Source organism: Nitrospira sp. CR1.1, assembly GCA_014055465.1.
Lineage (GTDB): Bacteria > Nitrospirota > Nitrospiria > Nitrospirales > Nitrospiraceae > Nitrospira_A.
Genome location: WIAF01000004.1, coordinates 195759 through 212913 on the forward strand (window position 1 = coordinate 195759; position 17155 = coordinate 212913).

Sequence of the window (17155 nt, forward strand, 5' to 3'; positions counted from 1 at the left end):
TGACTGACTTGACGCAGCCGATACCTCCTGCTTTATCAGAGACCGGCGATTTGGCAAAGTGAAAGTGAAATTGGCTGCTACGGCAGGAGTGACACAGAGCGAAACCAACAACTAGCTACTCAGTGAACAGGCATCGTCAGGTCTCCCAAAATGAACACGGGGGAGGAACATCGTTCCTCCCCCGCTTCTGAGCACTCCTGCACGTGATCGTTAGCTGATCACGTCGTCAACAAAAGCGGCGCTCAACCCACCCTTGATGTCATTAACAAACCAGCTGTCAATGGTGGGGTCATTGTCGATGCTGGCCACCGCCGAAGCGGTGAAGCCGACCGAACCCGCCGCCGAGCTGGCGAGGGACGGTTGGGAGGGAGACGCATCAGTTTGCACCGCGCAGCCAACTGGAGCGCCACAGGGAATCTGGTCGACGCCAACAGCGTTGGACGAAGCAGCGTTGCCGAGAACCGCAGGGCTACGATACGTATACCGGTTGGTGGTGCCGGCAAGCGCATACCCGATTTCGGAGAAGCTGCCGTAGCGTGAATTTTCGCTGAGGTACGCCGTCTCAGCCACGAAAATTGCGCCCAGGTTGGTCTTGGCTTCAGACTGGCGCGACTTGGCTTGATAGCGCAAGAAGTTCGGAATGGCGATGGCCGCCAAGATTCCGATAATCGCCACGACAATCATCAACTCAATCAATGTAAAACCTTTCTGACCCTTCACTTGCTTCAACATAATGCCTCCCTTTCCTATTGTTGCCACTTCATCCGACACGTTCTTCATTCCTGTCACTTCATTCGGAACTGCGTGTTCACGCCTGACAGATCTTGGGAATAGCAGGTTCTATGCCCAACACCTCCTTCCTATAGTTGCGTATCATTCTATTAATTTTCCAATCATTTAGGCCTGCGATCGATCCGGGGCTTCTGGCGTTCATCTGAATCAGATTCCTTTTTCCGTCGCCTGGTGACAAGTTTTGGCGCCGGCACCGGCATCTAACTGGACACATCATTGGGGTCGGCGGCACTCAACCCTAGCTTTGAATCGTTGACGTACCAGCCATCATGCGTCGAATCCCCATCGAGATCAGCAGCGGCCGTAGCGGTAAACCCTGCCGAAGACGTGGTGGCGATACCTGCGCCTCCGGTAAAGCTGATGGTGCCTACTGCCGGTGCTTCTGTTTGGATTGTGTCGCAACTGCTGACAGACCCGCACAGATTGCCTCCATTCGGTCCTAGCCCGGCCCCGAGCCCTAGCCCCGTTCGATACGTATAGCGATTCGTTCCGGTCCCGCTCACTGCGAAACCAATATCCGTGAAGTTTCCATACTCTTTTCGTTCAGTGAAGAAGGACATCTCGGCCACAAAAATTCCCGCCAGATTCGTCCGTGCCTCGGCTTGCATGGCTTGCGCACGATATCGAAGAAAGTTCGGGATGGCGAATGCGGCCAATATCCCCACAATCACCACCACCACCATGAGTTCGATTAGCGTGAACCCCGCTTGCTTTGGCTCAGTCACCATGAGGCTCGATCATTTCTGCTCCGGATACTCATTTACATGCTCCTTGTCGAGCGCCCGTGCCCCGCGGACATGTCGTCTATAAGCAGGCCCTATGCCACAACAGGATCGAGTTGGAGATCCCCTCGTAACCTACTGTCAGAACAGGATATTTTTGCTCGTTCTTCAATTCCTGGCAGGCTTCACTCAGGCAGGAAGGCTCAGCCCATGAGGGAAAATGCCAAAAATTGACTGAATCGAACAGTCATCGCTCATAGCCACGCAGACCAGAACCTGCCGGGGGCAAACCTCTGAACCACTATTTCGCGATCAATGAGAGAGGTGATGAGATGGTGAAAAACCGTGCGCCATGCCTTGCGGCGCAAGGGGCACAAGGACTTCACTCGGGAGAGAAGGGACGCTACTGAGCCGAGGGAGTCATTTTCCGCTCTGTCACACGCCGGATGGCTTGACGGATTCGTTCTTCTTTGGCGGGATCGCCCAAACCGAGTTCGCGGAACCGCTGCATGAGCTTGTCATTTGACGGATCGAGTTCGAGAGCGTGGAGGAGGGCTTCTCGACCATCTGAGAGATGTTGCTGCTTTAAATGGATTTCGCCTAAATGTTCATAGATCACCGGATCGTCGCCGACCAGTGCCACCGCCCGCTTCATTTCGGCCAAAGCTTCGCTCAGCATGCCCTTCTTAAAGAAGGCCCAGGCGAGGCTATCCACGTAATAGCCGTTGGTCGGCCTGAGCGCAACGGCCTGCTTCGTCAGCGCAATGGCTTCCTCGATTTTGACGCCTCGTTCCGCATAACTATACCCGAGGTAATTCAGCGCATCCGCGTGATGAGGATCCAAGGTGAGCGTGGTCTGCATCGACTTCACCACGTCATCAAAACGATTGAGTTTGTCGTATGCCGTTCCCGCGTTGAAATGCAGGTCGGCATTCTCCGGGTTGTGACGGATCCCTTCCAGAAAAGCTTGGAGGGATGGTTCATATTCTTCGACTTGAAAATGCGACAACCCCAGCACGATATGGGCCTCAGGTTGTTTAGGATTCAACCGGCTGGCTTCCCGGAGATGCTGGATGGCCTCGGGATACTGCTTGGTTCGATAGAGCAACACCCCCAAGTGTAAATGCCCCTCAAAATACGACGGCTCTAACGTGAGGTTGTGACGGTACGTCTCAATCGCATGGGCGTAATCCTTCGTCTCCTCGTAGAGATAGCCCAAATAATCCCGCACCTTCAGTTCAGACGGACGCACGGTGAGAATCTGTTTCAACTGTTGAATCGCTCTTGGATAGTTTTTTTGTTCCCCGTAGACAAGTCCCATTCGCAACTGGGCATCGAGGTCGGACGGATCCTCTGCCAGCATCTCCTGCAACTCCCGCAACGCTTCGTCATATTGCTTCGCCGATACCTGAAGACGAATGAGATGATGACGGATTTCACGGTTCTTGGGATTTACGCCTTGCAAGTAGCGGCGGTAGATATCGATGGCCTTTTCGCGATCCTGCTTGGCTTCGTACACAGAACCCAGAGCGACATAGGCCGGCTCAAATGCCGGATTCAGCGTGACCGCCTGCTCGAAATGCGCCGTCGCCTTGTCGAAATCCCTGGCCTCGACACCGATGCGGCCCAAGTAGTAATACCCGACTGCCGAGTCTGGGCTGACCTTGATCCCGGAACGAATGGTGTCTTCGGCCTCGACGTATTGCTTCTGATTTGCCAACAACAGCCCTTTGGCAAAAAAATGTTCGCTGCGTTGCGGTTCCTGCTCGATTGCGCGATTGAACAACCGCAAGGCCTTGTCCGGCTTTCCCGCTGCCGCATACATCCCCCCGATTTGGCCAAGCATCTGCGCATCTAAGCCCGGCACATCCGCAACTTCATCGGCAAATCGCACCGCGGCCGGCACGTCGCCCGCCGTAAAGTAGAGCACCGCCAATCGAGCCTTGAGATAGTTCGAAGAAGGGTCTGTTTGCAGAGCCAGCTGATACTCTTTGATCGCCTGTTCCGTCTCCTGTTCCAGCTCGGCCTGATATCCCAGCAGGAAGTGATAGGAGGCACGCGAATCAGACGCGGGAGGCAGCGCGCGAGGCGCCTGCGGCGCAGCCGTCGGAACGACAGGCGGAGCGGAGCGAGCCGGAGGCGCACTCTGGCAAGCGGCAGTGACACAAGAGAGCGCCATCAGGAGAACAGCCGCAGCACGTGCGCCCACAGGTCCACGGAGGGTGCAGGAATACCGACGCTCTTCACTCAATGGTTGCACAATTCATCCGCTCAACTTGCAGGGGGAATGGTCGAGGTCACGAAAACGCTGCGGAATTATACCGGCCCGCGAAAGAACGCGTCAAACCGTCTCACGCGTTTCGAGGTTCTCAAATTTGGCGAACCGGTCGTGAAAAAACAATTCCCGTTTGCCGATCGGCCCGTTGCGATGTTTGCTGACGAGAATCTCCGCAATTCCTTTCCGTTCCGTGGCCGGCTCATACACTTCTTCCCGGTAGATGAACATGACCACGTCGGCATCCTGCTCAATGGCGCCGCTCTCGCGCAAGTCGGCCAGCATCGGCACCGGCGGTTTTCTGGCTTCGACGGCCCGGCTCAACTGCGACAAGGCTATGACGGGGACATTCAACTCCTTGGCCAGACTTTTCAAGGATCGCGAGATGTCTGAAATTTCCTGCTGCCGCGATTCGGAATCACTCTTCCCCTGCATGAGCTGGAGATAGTCCACAATCAAGAGATCAAGGCCCCGCTCGGCCTTCAGCCGTCTGGCTTTTCCGCGCATCTGCTGCACCGTCACGGCGCCAGAGTCATCGATGAAGATGGGCGCCTGCTCAAGCTTGCCCGCTGCTTCGGCCAATCGCCACCAGTCTTCCTTTTGCAGCCTCCCAGTACGAAGCGCGTGCGAATCGACACGGGCCTCGGAGCTCAGCATACGAAGCACCAATTGCGGTTTGGACATTTCGAGGCTGAAAATGCCGACGACCGTCCCGGCATGCAAAGCGGCATGTTGAGCCATGCCAAGAGCCAAACTGGTCTTACCCATACTCGGACGTCCGGCCACGATGATTAAGTCCGAAGGTTGCAACCCGGCGGTCAGATCATCCAAATCAATATATCCGGTCGGCACCCCGGTGACTCGTTCTTTCCGCTTGGACAACTTGTCCACAACATCAAGGCTTTCCTTGATGATGTGGTTGACCTGAGTAAAAGAGCGATCGAGCTTGCCCTGGGCGAGCCCAAAGACCGAACGCTCGGCAAAATCCAGCAACTCATCGACTGCCGCCGTGCCGTCGTACCCGCGAGTAATGACTTCCGTGGAGGTTTCAATCAGTCCCCGCAACAGGGCTTTGTCTCGGACAATCTTGCTGTGATACCGAATGTTCGCGGCGGTTGGAACCGCCTGCACCAGCTCGGCAAGGTAGGCCGATCCGCCCACCGCATCCAGCTCCGAGCGTCCCTTCAGGCATTCCGTCAAGGTGATCAGATCAATCACCTCGCCACGATCGGACAGTTCCAACATGGCCTGATAAATCTTGCGGTGGGCAGTCCGATAGAACTCTTGATCCGTCAGGACTTCCATGGCCTTGGCCATCGCCGTGTTGTCCAACAGTATCCCGCCCAGCACGGACTGTTCGGCCTCGATGTTCTGTGGCGGAAGTCGTGGAGCCGTCAGGTCAACGGCCGAGAGCGATTTCATGCCCGTCTCCTTGTCCGTCGCGGCGCGGAAGATGTCGATTTCGTGCGAGCCGTTTCGGATACCGTCGCCTCGGGCGGGAGGGACCGGACCGACGAGTCGATGGCTCGAAACACCCGGTCAACGTCGAGGGCAAACCCGGAGGAAGCCGCCGTGCGTCCGAAGCGGCCCATCAAATGGTCATAACGGCCGCCGCCACCCAATTCCGCCCCTATACCCGGGGCAAAGACATCAAAAACAATCCCGTCATAGTATTCAAAGCCGCGGAACTCTCCCAGATCGATCAAGACCGATTCCTGTCCCGGCGAAACCAACCGTTCATACACTTGCGCCAGCCGGTCGAGCGGTTTCAACAGCGTCCGATCGCGCCCTACCAGCTTACGTCCGCGCGACAGGACTTCCGAACCGCCGCATAATTCCAGGACCTCGAGAATGACGCGCCCTGTTGATCGGCTCACACCCTCTCGCGCCAGCAATTCTTCGAGGAGCGGAATGTCTTTTCGAGCCGCCGCGTGCTCTACGCGTTTTTGCCCGTCGGCAGAGAGACCAGAGCGGACAAGCAGAGCGGTAAAGAACCCGACATGTCCGACGGCAACCTTAAAGGACGTGAGTCCCACCTGACTTAAACAGTCCAGGAGAAGTGTCAGCACCTCGGCATCTCCGGCCACCCCGTTGATCCCGATGAGTTCAGCGCCGACTTGAAAAATTTCCCGGTCTCGGCCTGCATGTTCTCGTTCGTACCGAAACACAGACGTGCGATAACACAAGCGTAGTGGAAGCCGTTCGCCCATCATTCCCATCGCGACGGTTCTGGCGATCTGTGCCGTTGCGTCCGGACGCAGCACCATCAGGCGGCCCGTCGTCCGATCGACCAGTTGATAACACTTTTCGAGAAGTTCCGGTTCAAGACCGGGCGCGAGGACGTCCAGATACTCGAACATCGGCAGGATGATTTCGTCGTATCCACCGCGGGCCAGAACGGAAAGCAGGGTCTGCTCAAGATGCCGAATACGTCGCGCAGCAGCAGGAAGGATGGTGCTCATTCCAACCGGAATAAGCGACCGTTCCCGACCCGCCACCAGGGACGTGGAGGAAGCAGAGGCCTTCAACGAAAGGGAGCCCATGATCGACTGCCGGGCAATCTACAGACCTTTCGACAGGTCGGCGACCTTTACGGAAAGGATGTGCTTGCTGTTGGTAATCTGACCGAGCACCGGCGCAGGCAGAGGCGCATCGAGCCCAAAAATCAAGAGGGCTTTACCGCCTCGCTCTTCACGTGAGCACTGCATGCGCGCGATATTGATGTTGTGGTCGCCAAGAATATGCCCAACCGTGCCGATCACTCCCGGACGATCCTCATTGAGGATCAATAACAGATGGTTGTCCGGCACCACTTCGACCTTGAACTCGTCAATTTCAATGACACGCGGATCCTTGCGGTGATACAGGGTCCCCGCCACCTGATGGGATTTCTTCCCGGCCTCAACCCGTACACGAATCACACTGGTGAAATCGCCGGCATCGTTGCTCTTTACTTCTTTCACTTCGATCCCGCGTTCTTTGGCGACCACCGGCGCATTCACATAGTTGACCGGATCTTCGAGGATGGGGGTCAGGAGCCCTTTCAGAACCGCAATCGTCAACGGAGCGACATTTAATCCAGCCACCTCGCCGCTATATTCGACGGTCACCCGCTCTAATCCGCCTTCCAATAATTGCGCCTGCAGCAAGCCCACCCGTTCTCCCAGCGAGAGGTAGGGCTGGAGCTGCGGCAAGAGCTCCGGAGACACGGAAGGAATATTGACCGCGCCACGGGCGATCCCTTTCGTAAAGTATTCAACAATCTGCTCGGCAATTCCGACCGCGACATTTTCCTGCGCTTCAGTCGTAGACGCGCCGATGTGCGGGGAACAAATGAAGTTATCCAGCACCAGAAGGGGATTATCCGGCTTCACCGGTTCATCTTCGAATACGTCAAACGCCGCTGCGGCCACCTTTTTGGATTTCAGTGCCTCGCAGAGATCCCCTTCGTGCACAATTCCGCCACGGGCGCAGTTGGCGATCATCACGCCGGTTTTCATTTTCGCGATCGCCTGGGCGTTGATGAGCGACTTGGTTTCCGGGGTCAGTGGCGTATGAACGGAGATCACATCGGCCCGCCGGAACAATTCCTCCAACTCCACAATGGATACACCCATTTTTTGCGCACGCTCGGGCGCGAGATAGGGGTCGTAGGCCATCACCTGCATGCCGACTCCCTGGGCGAGCTTAGTCAAATACCCGCCGATTTGTCCGACGCCGACGATCCCCAGCACTTTGTTATACAGCTCCACGCCCATGAACTTTTCTTTTTCCCATTTCCCGCCCTTCGTCGAAGCAGTCGCTTGAGGGATGCGGCGTGACATCGAAAAAATCATGGCCATCGTGTGCTCGGCGGTAGTCACGGTGTTGCCCCCCGGCGTATTCATCACCACGATGCCGCGACGGGTTGCGGCGGGGGTATCGACATTGTCCAGGCCGGAACCAGCCCGGCCGACCACCTTTAGACGACTCGCCGCAGCAATGAGTTCTGCCGTCACTTTCGTTCCAGAACGGACGATCAGGCCGTCCGCATCCTTGATCTCCTTCAGCAGCTCCTCTTTAGGCAGCTTGGTTTTCACCACGACCGTAAAGCCGGCCTTCTCCAATACCTCTACACCCTGCTTCGAAAGACTATCGCTGACCAAGATTTTCATTGTCGTGGCGCCTTACCTGAAGGTGAGTCTATGACTTCCCCATAATAATTTCTTGAGCCTTGGCCACCCCGCTGCCAAGCTTCACGGGATACCCGAGCCCCTTGATGACCATCTCCACCGCCGCCAGAGCGGTGATAACGTCAAAACTATCGATATATCCCATATGCGAGATGCGGAAGATCTTGCCCTTCAGATGGTCCTGGCCACCCGCAGCCGTCATACCGTATTGCGTCCGCAAATTCTTATACACCGCCTGTCCGTCCACGCCTTGCGGCGCCGAAATGGCAGTCAATGCGTCGCTTGGCCGCTCCTGCGGGAAAATGGAAAGTCCCGCCGCCTTGACGCCTTCTCGCATGGCCGTCGCCAACATCGCGTGACGGGCGAAGACCGCTTCCAATCCCTCGGCTTTCAGGATGTTCATCACTTCCTTCAGGCCTAAGATCAGGGAGACCGCCGGCGTATAGGCGGTGGTGCTCTTCTGCTGATTCTCCCGCTCCCTTTTGAAGTTGAAATAGAAGGCGGCATTCTTCGCCTTGTCGGCCAGGCGCCAGGCCTTCTCGCTCACGCTGGCAAACGCCAATCCCGGGGGCAGCATCAACGCCTTCTGCGAGCCGGTGATGACCACGTCCAGACCCCAGGCATCGGTCTTGAGATCAAGCACTCCAAGGGCCGTGATCGCATCCACCACCAGGATGGTGTCTTCGTACGGCTTCACGATTTCAGCCAAGGCTTTGACATCGTGGGCGACAGCCGTGGAGGTTTCGCTCGCCTGCACATACACAGCCTTAATCGAGGAATCTTTCTTCAAGGCATCGGCCACGGCTTGCGGGTCGATGGCACGCCCCCACTCGACCTTCAACTCGGTCACCTGCGCGCCGAACGTTTTACAGAGTTTTGTCCACCGCTCACCGAACTTGCCGCCGTTGATCGTCAGGGCTTTATCACCAGGAGAGAGAAAATTTGACACCGATCCTTCCATGCCTCCGGTACCGGATGCCGCGAGGATCAAGACATCATTTCGCGTCTGGAAAAGCCACTTCAGGTCCTCACGCACTTCGGCAAACAATTTATCGAACTCGGGAGCCCGGTGATGAATCATCGGCCTGGCCATGGCCAGCAGCACCTCCGGTGGAACGGGGGTGGGGCCGGGTGCCAGCAAATACCGTTTGAGCATGGGACGATCCTCCTCGCTGTGCGGAACGAACAATGTCAGGGATTTAGAAGGCGCGTACGCTACCATAGCCCCCCAGAGGTGTCAAGGTAACGTCCTGCGAAGATGCTTATCTTTTCAGCAACTTCACTGCATCTGAATGAAGGGGTGCCTCCGGGACCTTCTCGCGAAAACGACTCTGCTCTTGCCTTCTGCACGCGCTGAGACGGTCACTCAGCTTCCTCAATTTCTTGACAAGTTCTCACCTACTCGATAGGCTACCCTTCGAGAGTCAATCATCTCACCTTCCTTGAACCATCTAGTGGGTACCTTATGCACGCACGTTGTCCCGGCGTTGGCGTTCCGCCCCTCTCGCTGCTGTTTGCCTGCCTCCTCTGTCTTTCTTGGCCTGGATCTGGAGGGGCCGAGTCGCCGATCACGATGCAACCGGAGCCGGCCCTCACATTAGAGTCTCCGCCACAAGAAGACCTCCAGCCCGCTACGCAAGAACCTGACGATGTTGTAGAAGAAGAGGATCGCACCGCTGCCGCGGAAGAAGAAGTTGCCGAGACCGCGGCTGCCGTTGCCAGCGAACCATCCACGGAAGTCCCGCCAGCCGAAGCCTTGCTTCAACTCAAGCCGCTTAGCGGCACGACCGCCAGGTTTGCCGACTTGCTGACGCCTCCGGCAGAGGTCATCCAAGAAGCGGCGGCCGAGCAAGCAGCCGAATCGGACAATGCATCCGAATACAACGTCCCGATCGTGCTCGACCCTTCCGTACAAGGCCACATTCGTTTCTTTAATGTGTCGATCCGCAACCGATTTGAGCAGTGGCTCATCAGACTCAGCCATTACCGACCGCTGGTCGATAGCATCTTCTCCGAATTTCAGCTGCCGAGCGATCTGATCTATCTCTCCTTGGTCGAAAGCGGATTCAATCCGCACGCGTACTCACGCGCGCGGGCTGCCGGCCCCTGGCAATTCATGAAAGGCACTGCCAAGGTCTATGGATTGCGAGTGGACAGTTATGTGGATGAACGCCGGGACCCGGTGAAGTCGACCGTAGCGGCCGCGCGCTATCTGCGCGACCTCTACGATTTGTTCGGCACCTGGCCGCTGGCCATGGCCGCGTACAATGCCGGTGAGGGTAAGGTCATGCGGGCCCTGCATACGGCGCAAGCAGAGAGTTTTTCAGACATTGCGAAAACCAGGCTCATCCGGCGGGAAACAAAAGAATATGTGCCTCGGTTTATGGCGGCGACCATCATCGCCAAGAACCCGGATCGTTATGGCTTCCCTCAAAACGATGTCCGGCCACACCAGTTTGAAGAGGTGGTTGTCCGGCGCCCCATCCACTTCAAAGCCATCGCCAATGTCACTGGAATTTCATACCAGGAACTGAAGGTGCTCAATCCGGAATTACGGCGTGATGCGACGCCCCCGGATGATCCAGAATATCGCCTGAAGGTCCCCGTGGGCACCAGTGAGAAAGTGGAACAGTTGTTACGGCGAGCTCCGACCCACAAATTTTCCCCGCTACCTGTTCCAGTCAAGGGCCGGCGCGTCAAGCCAGAACCAGAATCCGGACATTGGTATCGAGTTCGAGTCGGCGACACCCTTGAGAAAATTGCCAGGCGATTCAACATCTCCGTCAAAACGCTCAAGTCCAATAACAACCTGACGGGTCCTACCATCAAGGCAGGAAGCCGCCTGATGATCGCGCACTAGCGAGACGCATCACTCCCATGTGTTCCGAGGAGAACCGCTACGGCTTTTTCTTGGATGCCGGCGCAGCCGACTTTCCGGACGAGGTCTTGGCAGGCTGTTCAGGCTGAGGGGCAGGCGCGCTGACGGTCGGGGTTGATGCGGGAGCCGCCGCCGGGGTCTCCGGAGTCTTCTTCACTTCCAATACTTTCACCCGCACCGCCGCTTCACTGGTGAAGGGCGAGTTGGGATAATTCTTCATCAGATCCTGGTAATGCGCGAGGGCTCCCTCAGGACGGGACTGCGACTCTTCAATTTTTGCCAACTCGAACAACACATGGTCCTTATTGAGGGCCCCGGGGACATCGAGAATGCCGGTAAAGGCCTTCACCGCCTGGTCACGATCACCCTTGGCTAAGTAGGCATAGGCCAAGCGTTGCTGGACTAATCCTAAGAGCGAAGTATTGGAGCCATACAACAACATGAAGCGTTTGTACGTTTCGATCCCGGCATCAACTTCATTAGCCAGCACCTGAGCGTTCCCCAGGTGGAACAAGGCCAGGGGCGCGGCAGGGCTTCGTGGGTATTGATCCACCACCTGCTTATACAACGTAATGGCCTGGGAAAGCTGTTCGTGGCTTTTCTTTGGATCATCTGCGGGCCGGTTGAGGTAATGCAGCGTGGCTTCCTGATCAAGCTCTCGTGCTTTTAACGTAGATTGGTAGTCGTACCACATCACACCGGCGACGACCGCCCCCGCGACCAGAACAACCCCGAGCCCGGCTAACACGGCGCGCCGTTGTTCCTGCAACACATGGAGAAACCGATCAACCCCGGTCAAGAGATGGGCTTCGTCGAGCGGGTCAACTTTTTCAGGAACTCTGATTCGATAACTCATAGTCGAACAATGGTCTCGGTTGCAAAAGGAGGTCGTTTCTCAAGGCCTCGCGCCTTATACTAGGGACCAGTCAGCCTTGTCAAATGTTCGGCCCCGCCGAAGTCCAGGCGCCCATGTTCGAACAACATCTTCAAAAATTGAATGACCAGCATCTCTTGCGCCGGCTTCGGACGATCAGCTCGGCGACAGGCCCAACAGTCATACTGGACGGCCGTGAAATCATTCTTCTCTCCTCCAACAATTATCTCGGCCTGGCCACGCATCCGGCTGTTGTGGATGCCGCCATCGAGGCAACCCGCCGGTACGGAGCCGGCTCCGGCGCGGCACGCCTGGTCTGCGGCACCTTGACGCCTCATGACACGCTTGAAACCACCCTCGCCCGCTTCAAAGGCACAGAGGCGGCGCTCACCTTTGCCGCCGGGTATCTGACAAATATCAGCGCAATTCCTGCCTTGATCGGAAAAGACGGAGTGATCTTCGCCGACCGTCTTTGCCACGCGAGCCTCATCGACGGCTGCCGTCTGAGCGGAGCCACCTTTCGCGTATACCGTCATCGAGATATGGACCATCTTGAGCACCTGCTCGCCCGCCGGCCCGCGGCCCGACGCACCCTGATCGTGACCGACGGGATTTTCAGCATGGACGGGGACATTGCGCCAATGAAAGAAATGGCGCAGCTGGCGGAACGGTACGGCGCAGAGATGTATGTCGACGATGCGCATGGCACAGGCATTCTCGGACGCACCGGGCGCGGCACCCTCGAACATTGCGAGGTCGAATCGCGCGTTCGCTACCACATGGGAACCTTGAGCAAGGCGCTAGGGAGCGCGGGGGGATACGTGGCGGGTCCGGCCACATTCATTGCCTATTTGGTCAACACCTGCCGCGCCTTCATCTATACGACCGCCCCTCCACCTTCCAACGCGGCTGCGGCAACCGCCGCGATCCAGGTCATTGAGCAGGAACCAGAACGGCGCGCCCGCTTGTGGCGCAATCGCGAACGTCTTGCGCAAGGGCTCCTTCGACTTGGCTTCCGCTTGGCTGCATCGGAAAGTCCAATCCTACCGGTTATCGTCGGTGCCCCCGATCGCGCGATGAACTTAGCACAGGCCCTCCTCACGCAAGGCGTATATGCACCCGCCATACGCCCCCCGACAGTCCCGCCCGCCACCAGCAGAATTCGCCTGACCATCACCGCTGACCATACCGATGAGCAGATTGATCGAGCGCTGGCGGTGTTGGAACGGGCTGGTCGCTCCCTCAATCTCATTTGATCATACGTGGTTTTCATCAGATCACAATCGCACGCGCTTCCGGAGCGTGTGCGACCGACATTTCTTCGTCACCTCTTCTGGATATTTTCTTGCTTTCTCTCCCTCCTATGGCATGATCGAAACTGTCCAGCGGGCCCTGATCATCCACCCGTAATTACATTCGTTTTATCAGCTTACATTCGTAATTAATGGAGCGACCCGATGATTGACATCTCCAAACTGTTGACCTTTGGTGTTCAGCAAGGCGCCTCGGACTGTCACATCAGCGCCGGTGAACCGCCGATGATTCGCCTGCATGGCGACCTGAAGAAACTCGACCATCCGCCGCTGACTCAGGATGAAACGCACGCCCTCATCTACGACATGATGAGTGATGCACAGCGCAAGAACTTTGAAGAACACCGCGAATGCGACTTTTCCTTCGACCTGGGCGATATCGCTCGATTCCGCGTGAACGTCTTTGTCCAGGGCCGCGGGTTAGGCGCGGTCTTCCGGACCATTCCGACCGAGATTCTTCCGCTCGAAAAGCTCGGTATGCCGCCCATTCTCCGGCAACTCTGTGACCGCGAAAAGGGGCTGATTCTTGTCACCGGCCCGACCGGGTCCGGAAAATCCACCACGCTCGCCGGCATGATCGACTATCTGAACAATACCTTCGAAGGCCACATTCTCACCATTGAAGACCCCGTGGAATTTGTGCACAAATCGAAAAAGTGCCTCGTCAATCAGCGCGAACTGGGCGTGCACACCTTGTCGTTCGCCAATGCGCTCCGCGCCGCGCTCCGCGAAGATCCCGACATTATTCTCGTCGGCGAAATGCGCGACTTGGATACAATTCAGCTGGCCTTGACCGCCGCCGAAACAGGGCACCTGGTCTTTGCGACGCTCCACACCTCCAGCGCCCCGAAAACCATTGATCGCATCATCGACGCCTTTCCGCCGAACCAGCAAGCGCAGGTCCGCGCGCAGCTGTCGGAAACATTGGAAGCGGTACTGACCCAGACGCTGCTCAAAAAGAAGAGTGGTGGCCGGATTGCAGCGGTGGAAATCATGGTCGGCACCACGGCGGTGCGCAACCTGATCCGCGAGGGCAAACTCCATCAAATTCCTGGCATCATGCAAGCGAGTCAGAAAGACGGCATGCAGACCATGGATATGGCCCTGGTCGACCTCGCCACGCGCGGCATGGTGACCAAAGCCGAGGCTCAATCCCGGAGCATGAATCCAAACCTCTTCAACGCGGCAGGCGCGGCCTAACATACCCGTGCATCTTAACGGTCTACCGATAGCAGGATAAGAGGCGTCTCATGGATGTTCGCACGCTCCTCGAAGTGATGGTCAAACAGGAATCGTCCGATCTGTATCTGACTGTCGATGCTCCTCCCATTTATCGCATCCATGGCTCGACCCATCGGACGGATGCGCCGCCGTTTACCAATGAACAATTGGAGTCGTTGGCTCTGGCTCTGATGCGCGGCCAGCAGCGGGGCGAATTCGAAGAGAAAATGGAGATGAACCTCGCCCTGTATTACAAAGACCTGGGACGGTTCCGCGTGAATATCTTCCGGCAAAAGGGAAACGTCGGATTGGTGTTTCGACACATCAAAGCGGAGATCATGACGGTCGAGCAGTTGGATTTGCCTCCTATCGTCAAAGATATCGCCATGACGAAACGAGGGTTGGTCCTCGTCGTCGGAGCCACCGGCTCCGGTAAATCCACCTCCCTGGCGGCGATGATCGACCACCGGAACACCGTGCACGCCGGTCACATTATCAGCGTGGAAGACCCGATCGAGTTTGTCCATCACCACAAAAAATCGATCGTGACCCAGCGCGAGGTGGGTTTTGACACCCATTCCTTCGGAAACGCCCTGAAGAACACCTTGCGCCAAGCCCCGGACGTGATTCTCATCGGTGAAATCCGGGACACCGAGACCATGGAGGCCGCCATCACCTTCGCCGAAACCGGCCATCTCTGTCTCGGAACCCTGCACTCCAACAATGCCAATCAATCCATCGAACGCATCATGAACTTTTTCCCGGTGGAGCGCCACGCGCAGATCTACCTCCAGCTCTCACTCAACCTGCGGGCCATCATCTCTCAGCGTCTCATCCCCTCCCTCGATGGCCGCCGGGTTCCCGCATTGGAAATCATGCTCGACACCCCCCGTATCAAAGACCTAATTAAGCGTTCGGAAATCGATACGTTAAAAGAAGCGATGGAACAAGGCATTGAGGAAGGTTGTCAGACCTTTGACCATGTTCTCCTGCAACTCTACAAAGCAGGCAAAATCAGCATCGAACAGGCCTTGATCAACGCTGATAGCGCAAACAACCTTCGTCTCAAGATTAAACTGGCGGGCTTGAAAGGCGACGACGCGGTAGCGGCCTTGCTCGACAAAAACGAGAGAGATGAAAAGGGCTTCCAAATCCAGGGGCAGATGAGTCAAGGCGGCGGCAAGAAGCGGTGAACGACGGTCCAGGCATACCACCGGGCAACCAGGTCAACCGAACCTTCGCTACGGCTCATCCATAGTCTGCTCGAGATACGCGGCAATCTTAGCCAGCGCTCCTGCGGTCAATTTCCTTCCATACCACACCGGCATCGTGTCCGCAGGAAAACCGGGCACCACATACATACCCGGTGACACCACTGATTCGACGATATATTCCCGAACGGTCTGAGCCTGTCCCCGATACTGAGGATCAGCCAGACGAGCCGCTCCGGTCTTGCCCAGCCAGAGCGGAGGACCGACCTTCCCGTCGGCCCCCGCAATACCTGGAATCCGATGGCAGACGACACAACCGGCGCGAACAAAAAGCTCTTGAATCGGCTCCTCCCCCGTCACCAACGGCACCATATTCGGATCTATCTTCGGAACAGCCGGAGATAATGCGGATGGGGGCGGGGCATTTTGAATTCCCACCAAGGCGAGCAGCAACACCAATCCAGCGACTAATGCGGCAATCGCTTTGTGTTTCTGATGTGATGGCGAGACCGACGGGGAATCGTTTGGACCGAACATGCACCGGCACCATAAACCTTACAAAGACATTAAAAAGACACGCCATGATGCGCCTCATGGCCGGCCACTTCCCGGATAATAGTGACCCAAGGCAGCGGCAGCTACTGGGCTGGATTCATTGCGCAACGGAATCCAACTGACCGATCCTGGAAATCCGGGTCCGCTGAGACCCGTGCAGACGATCGTAACGCCACCGGCAGATCAGACCAGGACCCTCCACGAATCACTTTCTTCTCTCCGGTCGCCGGACCAGTGGGGTTTTTTTCAGGACTCTTGGAATAGTATTCCCGGTCATACCAGTCGGCCACCCATTCAGCGGCATTCCCTGCCATGTGGTGAAGGCCATACGGACTACGCCCGCCTTCCTTCAGCCCATGGCGAACACTCATCCCTTCGACACCACCACCTACACGTGTTAGGGTCACCGCTTCACTCACCCATACTCCGCGATTGTAATTCGCAATGTCGACGAACGGCTGCATCTGCCCCCAGGGGTATCGTCGCCCGTCAGTCCCACGCGCCGCCTTTTCCCACTCTGCTTCGGTCGGAAGCCGTTTCCCTGCCCACACACAATACGCCCCCGCATCAGCCCAGCCCATTCCTACGGCCGGACGATCACCAACCGTTTCTGCAGCTTCGTCATCCCAGGTGGGAGGAGCATCGTGCTTCGCGCCCACGAGAAACGCCCGATAGTGCTGCATGGAAACTTCATAGCGGTCGATGTAAAAAGCGTCAAGCGTGACGACATGCTCCGGTCGTTCAGCGGGAAGCCCGTCGTTACTCCCCATCGTAAATGACCCGGCCGGAATGAGCGCCATGGGCGCGCCATCCTTTCCTTTCACATCTTCCGCAGAAGTACCGCTGACCGCGGCCTGTGGTTCGCCCGCCGAGGCCAGCCCTGATCCACCAAGCAAGATGGCAGATAGCACGGCCGTTACACTTAAAAGTCGCATACATTCCTCCCATCTGCGATAGATCCAGAGGCAGGTCACCACGCCCGGGCAAAGTGTAGCCGTGCTGGCCGTCAAACTCAACTGCATGAACAGGCGCGCACGAATGATGCCGGTGATGTTGATATCGACGTGGCGCGATGGTGCCTTGGGAAAGGCGAATGACTGGGAGAGATGCGGGATAATCTGCGGCAGCAGCGTCCGCCGGCA

At 57.0% G+C, this 17155-nt stretch carries 14 protein-coding genes; 4 read left to right on the forward strand and 10 right to left on the reverse strand.

Going from position 1 to position 17155, the window contains the following annotated elements; translation table 11 throughout:
* Window positions 1-210 precede the first annotated feature (210 nt).
* From GDA65_09895 to GDA65_09925, 7 genes are all read right to left on the reverse strand, one after another.
* Window positions 211-732, reverse strand: a complete 522-nt coding sequence (locus tag GDA65_09895) for a prepilin-type N-terminal cleavage/methylation domain-containing protein (protein MBA5863005.1) — start codon at window positions 730-732, stop codon at window positions 211-213.
* 260 nt (window positions 733-992) lie between these two features.
* Entirely contained in the window at window positions 993-1520 is a 528-nt protein-coding gene (locus GDA65_09900) for a prepilin-type N-terminal cleavage/methylation domain-containing protein (protein ID MBA5863006.1), read from the reverse strand.
* Window positions 1521-1917: 397 nt separating this feature from the next.
* Complete coding sequence (locus GDA65_09905; GenBank protein ID MBA5863007.1) at window positions 1918-3693, reverse strand: tetratricopeptide repeat protein; 1776 nt, start codon at window positions 3691-3693, stop codon at window positions 1918-1920.
* Between the two features lie 162 nt (window positions 3694-3855).
* Entirely contained in the window at window positions 3856-5211 is a 1356-nt protein-coding gene (dnaB, locus tag GDA65_09910; protein MBA5863008.1) for a replicative DNA helicase, read from the reverse strand.
* Window positions 5208-6332, reverse strand: a complete 1125-nt coding sequence (gene hisZ / locus GDA65_09915) for an ATP phosphoribosyltransferase regulatory subunit (GenBank protein MBA5863009.1) — start codon at window positions 6330-6332, stop codon at window positions 5208-5210. Before hisZ ends, dnaB begins: the two co-directional genes overlap by 4 nt.
* A gap of 18 nt (window positions 6333-6350) precedes the next feature.
* Window positions 6351-7943 carry a phosphoglycerate dehydrogenase gene (locus GDA65_09920; GenBank protein MBA5863010.1) on the reverse strand — a complete coding sequence of 531 codons (1593 nt, stop codon included), beginning with the start codon at window positions 7941-7943 and terminating at the stop codon, window positions 6351-6353.
* A 28-nt stretch (window positions 7944-7971) separates the two neighbouring features.
* Entirely contained in the window at window positions 7972-9117 is a 1146-nt protein-coding gene (locus GDA65_09925; GenBank protein ID MBA5863011.1) for an aminotransferase class V-fold PLP-dependent enzyme, read from the reverse strand.
* Between the two features lie 309 nt (window positions 9118-9426).
* Here GDA65_09925 and GDA65_09930 point away from each other — a divergent pair, with 309 nt between their 5' ends.
* Window positions 9427-10821, forward strand: a complete 1395-nt coding sequence (locus GDA65_09930) for a transglycosylase SLT domain-containing protein (protein MBA5863012.1) — start codon at window positions 9427-9429, stop codon at window positions 10819-10821.
* 37 nt (window positions 10822-10858) lie between these two features.
* Here GDA65_09930 and GDA65_09935 read toward each other — a convergent pair whose 3' ends face one another.
* Window positions 10859-11695: a tetratricopeptide repeat protein gene (locus GDA65_09935; GenBank protein ID MBA5863013.1), complete on the reverse strand. Its 837-nt coding sequence runs from the start codon at window positions 11693-11695 to the stop codon at window positions 10859-10861.
* A gap of 113 nt (window positions 11696-11808) precedes the next feature.
* Between GDA65_09935 and bioF the strand changes: the two genes are divergently transcribed.
* From bioF to GDA65_09950, 3 genes are all read left to right on the forward strand, one after another.
* The gene (gene bioF, locus GDA65_09940) at window positions 11809-12969 is read left to right on the forward strand and encodes an 8-amino-7-oxononanoate synthase (protein MBA5863014.1); all 1161 of its coding nucleotides are present in this window, start codon (window positions 11809-11811) and stop codon (window positions 12967-12969) included.
* Between the two features lie 204 nt (window positions 12970-13173).
* Window positions 13174-14226, forward strand: coding sequence for a PilT/PilU family type 4a pilus ATPase (locus GDA65_09945; protein ID MBA5863015.1), 1053 nt, complete (start codon window positions 13174-13176; stop codon window positions 14224-14226).
* 50 nt (window positions 14227-14276) lie between these two features.
* The gene (locus GDA65_09950) at window positions 14277-15440 is read left to right on the forward strand and encodes a PilT/PilU family type 4a pilus ATPase (protein MBA5863016.1); all 1164 of its coding nucleotides are present in this window, start codon (window positions 14277-14279) and stop codon (window positions 15438-15440) included.
* A gap of 48 nt (window positions 15441-15488) precedes the next feature.
* On the opposite strand, the gene GDA65_09955 is transcribed toward GDA65_09950, so the two are convergent.
* On the reverse strand, window positions 15489-15995 hold the full coding sequence (locus GDA65_09955) for a c-type cytochrome (protein MBA5863017.1): 507 nt from the start codon (window positions 15993-15995) through the stop codon (window positions 15489-15491).
* A 101-nt stretch (window positions 15996-16096) separates the two neighbouring features.
* A complete protein-coding gene (locus GDA65_09960) occupies window positions 16097-16948 on the reverse strand; it encodes an SUMF1/EgtB/PvdO family nonheme iron enzyme (protein MBA5863018.1) in 852 nt (283 codons plus the stop codon).
* Window positions 16949-17155: the final 207 nt, after the last annotated feature.

What these genes read in the sequence shown, in the direction of transcription:
- GDA65_09920 (MBA5863010.1), bottom strand. Translation starts at nt 7,943, where the DNA reads ATGAAAATCTTGGTCAGCGATAGTCTTTCGAAGCAGGGTGTAGAGGTA.
- GDA65_09925 (MBA5863011.1), bottom strand. Translation starts at nt 9,117, where the DNA reads ATGCTCAAACGGTATTTGCTGGCACCCGGCCCCACCCCCGTTCCACCG.
- GDA65_09935 (MBA5863013.1), bottom strand. Translation starts at nt 11,695, where the DNA reads ATGAGTTATCGAATCAGAGTTCCTGAAAAAGTTGACCCGCTCGACGAA.
- dnaB (MBA5863008.1), bottom strand. Translation starts at nt 5,211, where the DNA reads ATGAAATCGCTCTCGGCCGTTGACCTGACGGCTCCACGACTTCCGCCA.
- bioF (MBA5863014.1), top strand. Translation starts at nt 11,809, where the DNA reads ATGTTCGAACAACATCTTCAAAAATTGAATGACCAGCATCTCTTGCGC.
- GDA65_09900 (MBA5863006.1), bottom strand. Translation starts at nt 1,520, where the DNA reads ATGGTGACTGAGCCAAAGCAAGCGGGGTTCACGCTAATCGAACTCATG.
- hisZ (MBA5863009.1), bottom strand. Translation starts at nt 6,332, where the DNA reads ATGGGCTCCCTTTCGTTGAAGGCCTCTGCTTCCTCCACGTCCCTGGTG.
- GDA65_09895 (MBA5863005.1), bottom strand. Translation starts at nt 732, where the DNA reads ATGTTGAAGCAAGTGAAGGGTCAGAAAGGTTTTACATTGATTGAGTTG.
- GDA65_09905 (MBA5863007.1), bottom strand. Translation starts at nt 3,693, where the DNA reads ATGGCGCTCTCTTGTGTCACTGCCGCTTGCCAGAGTGCGCCTCCGGCT.
- GDA65_09950 (MBA5863016.1), top strand. Translation starts at nt 14,277, where the DNA reads ATGGATGTTCGCACGCTCCTCGAAGTGATGGTCAAACAGGAATCGTCC.
- GDA65_09955 (MBA5863017.1), bottom strand. Translation starts at nt 15,995, where the DNA reads ATGTTCGGTCCAAACGATTCCCCGTCGGTCTCGCCATCACATCAGAAA.
- GDA65_09960 (MBA5863018.1), bottom strand. Translation starts at nt 16,948, where the DNA reads ATGCGACTTTTAAGTGTAACGGCCGTGCTATCTGCCATCTTGCTTGGT.
- GDA65_09930 (MBA5863012.1), top strand. Translation starts at nt 9,427, where the DNA reads ATGCACGCACGTTGTCCCGGCGTTGGCGTTCCGCCCCTCTCGCTGCTG.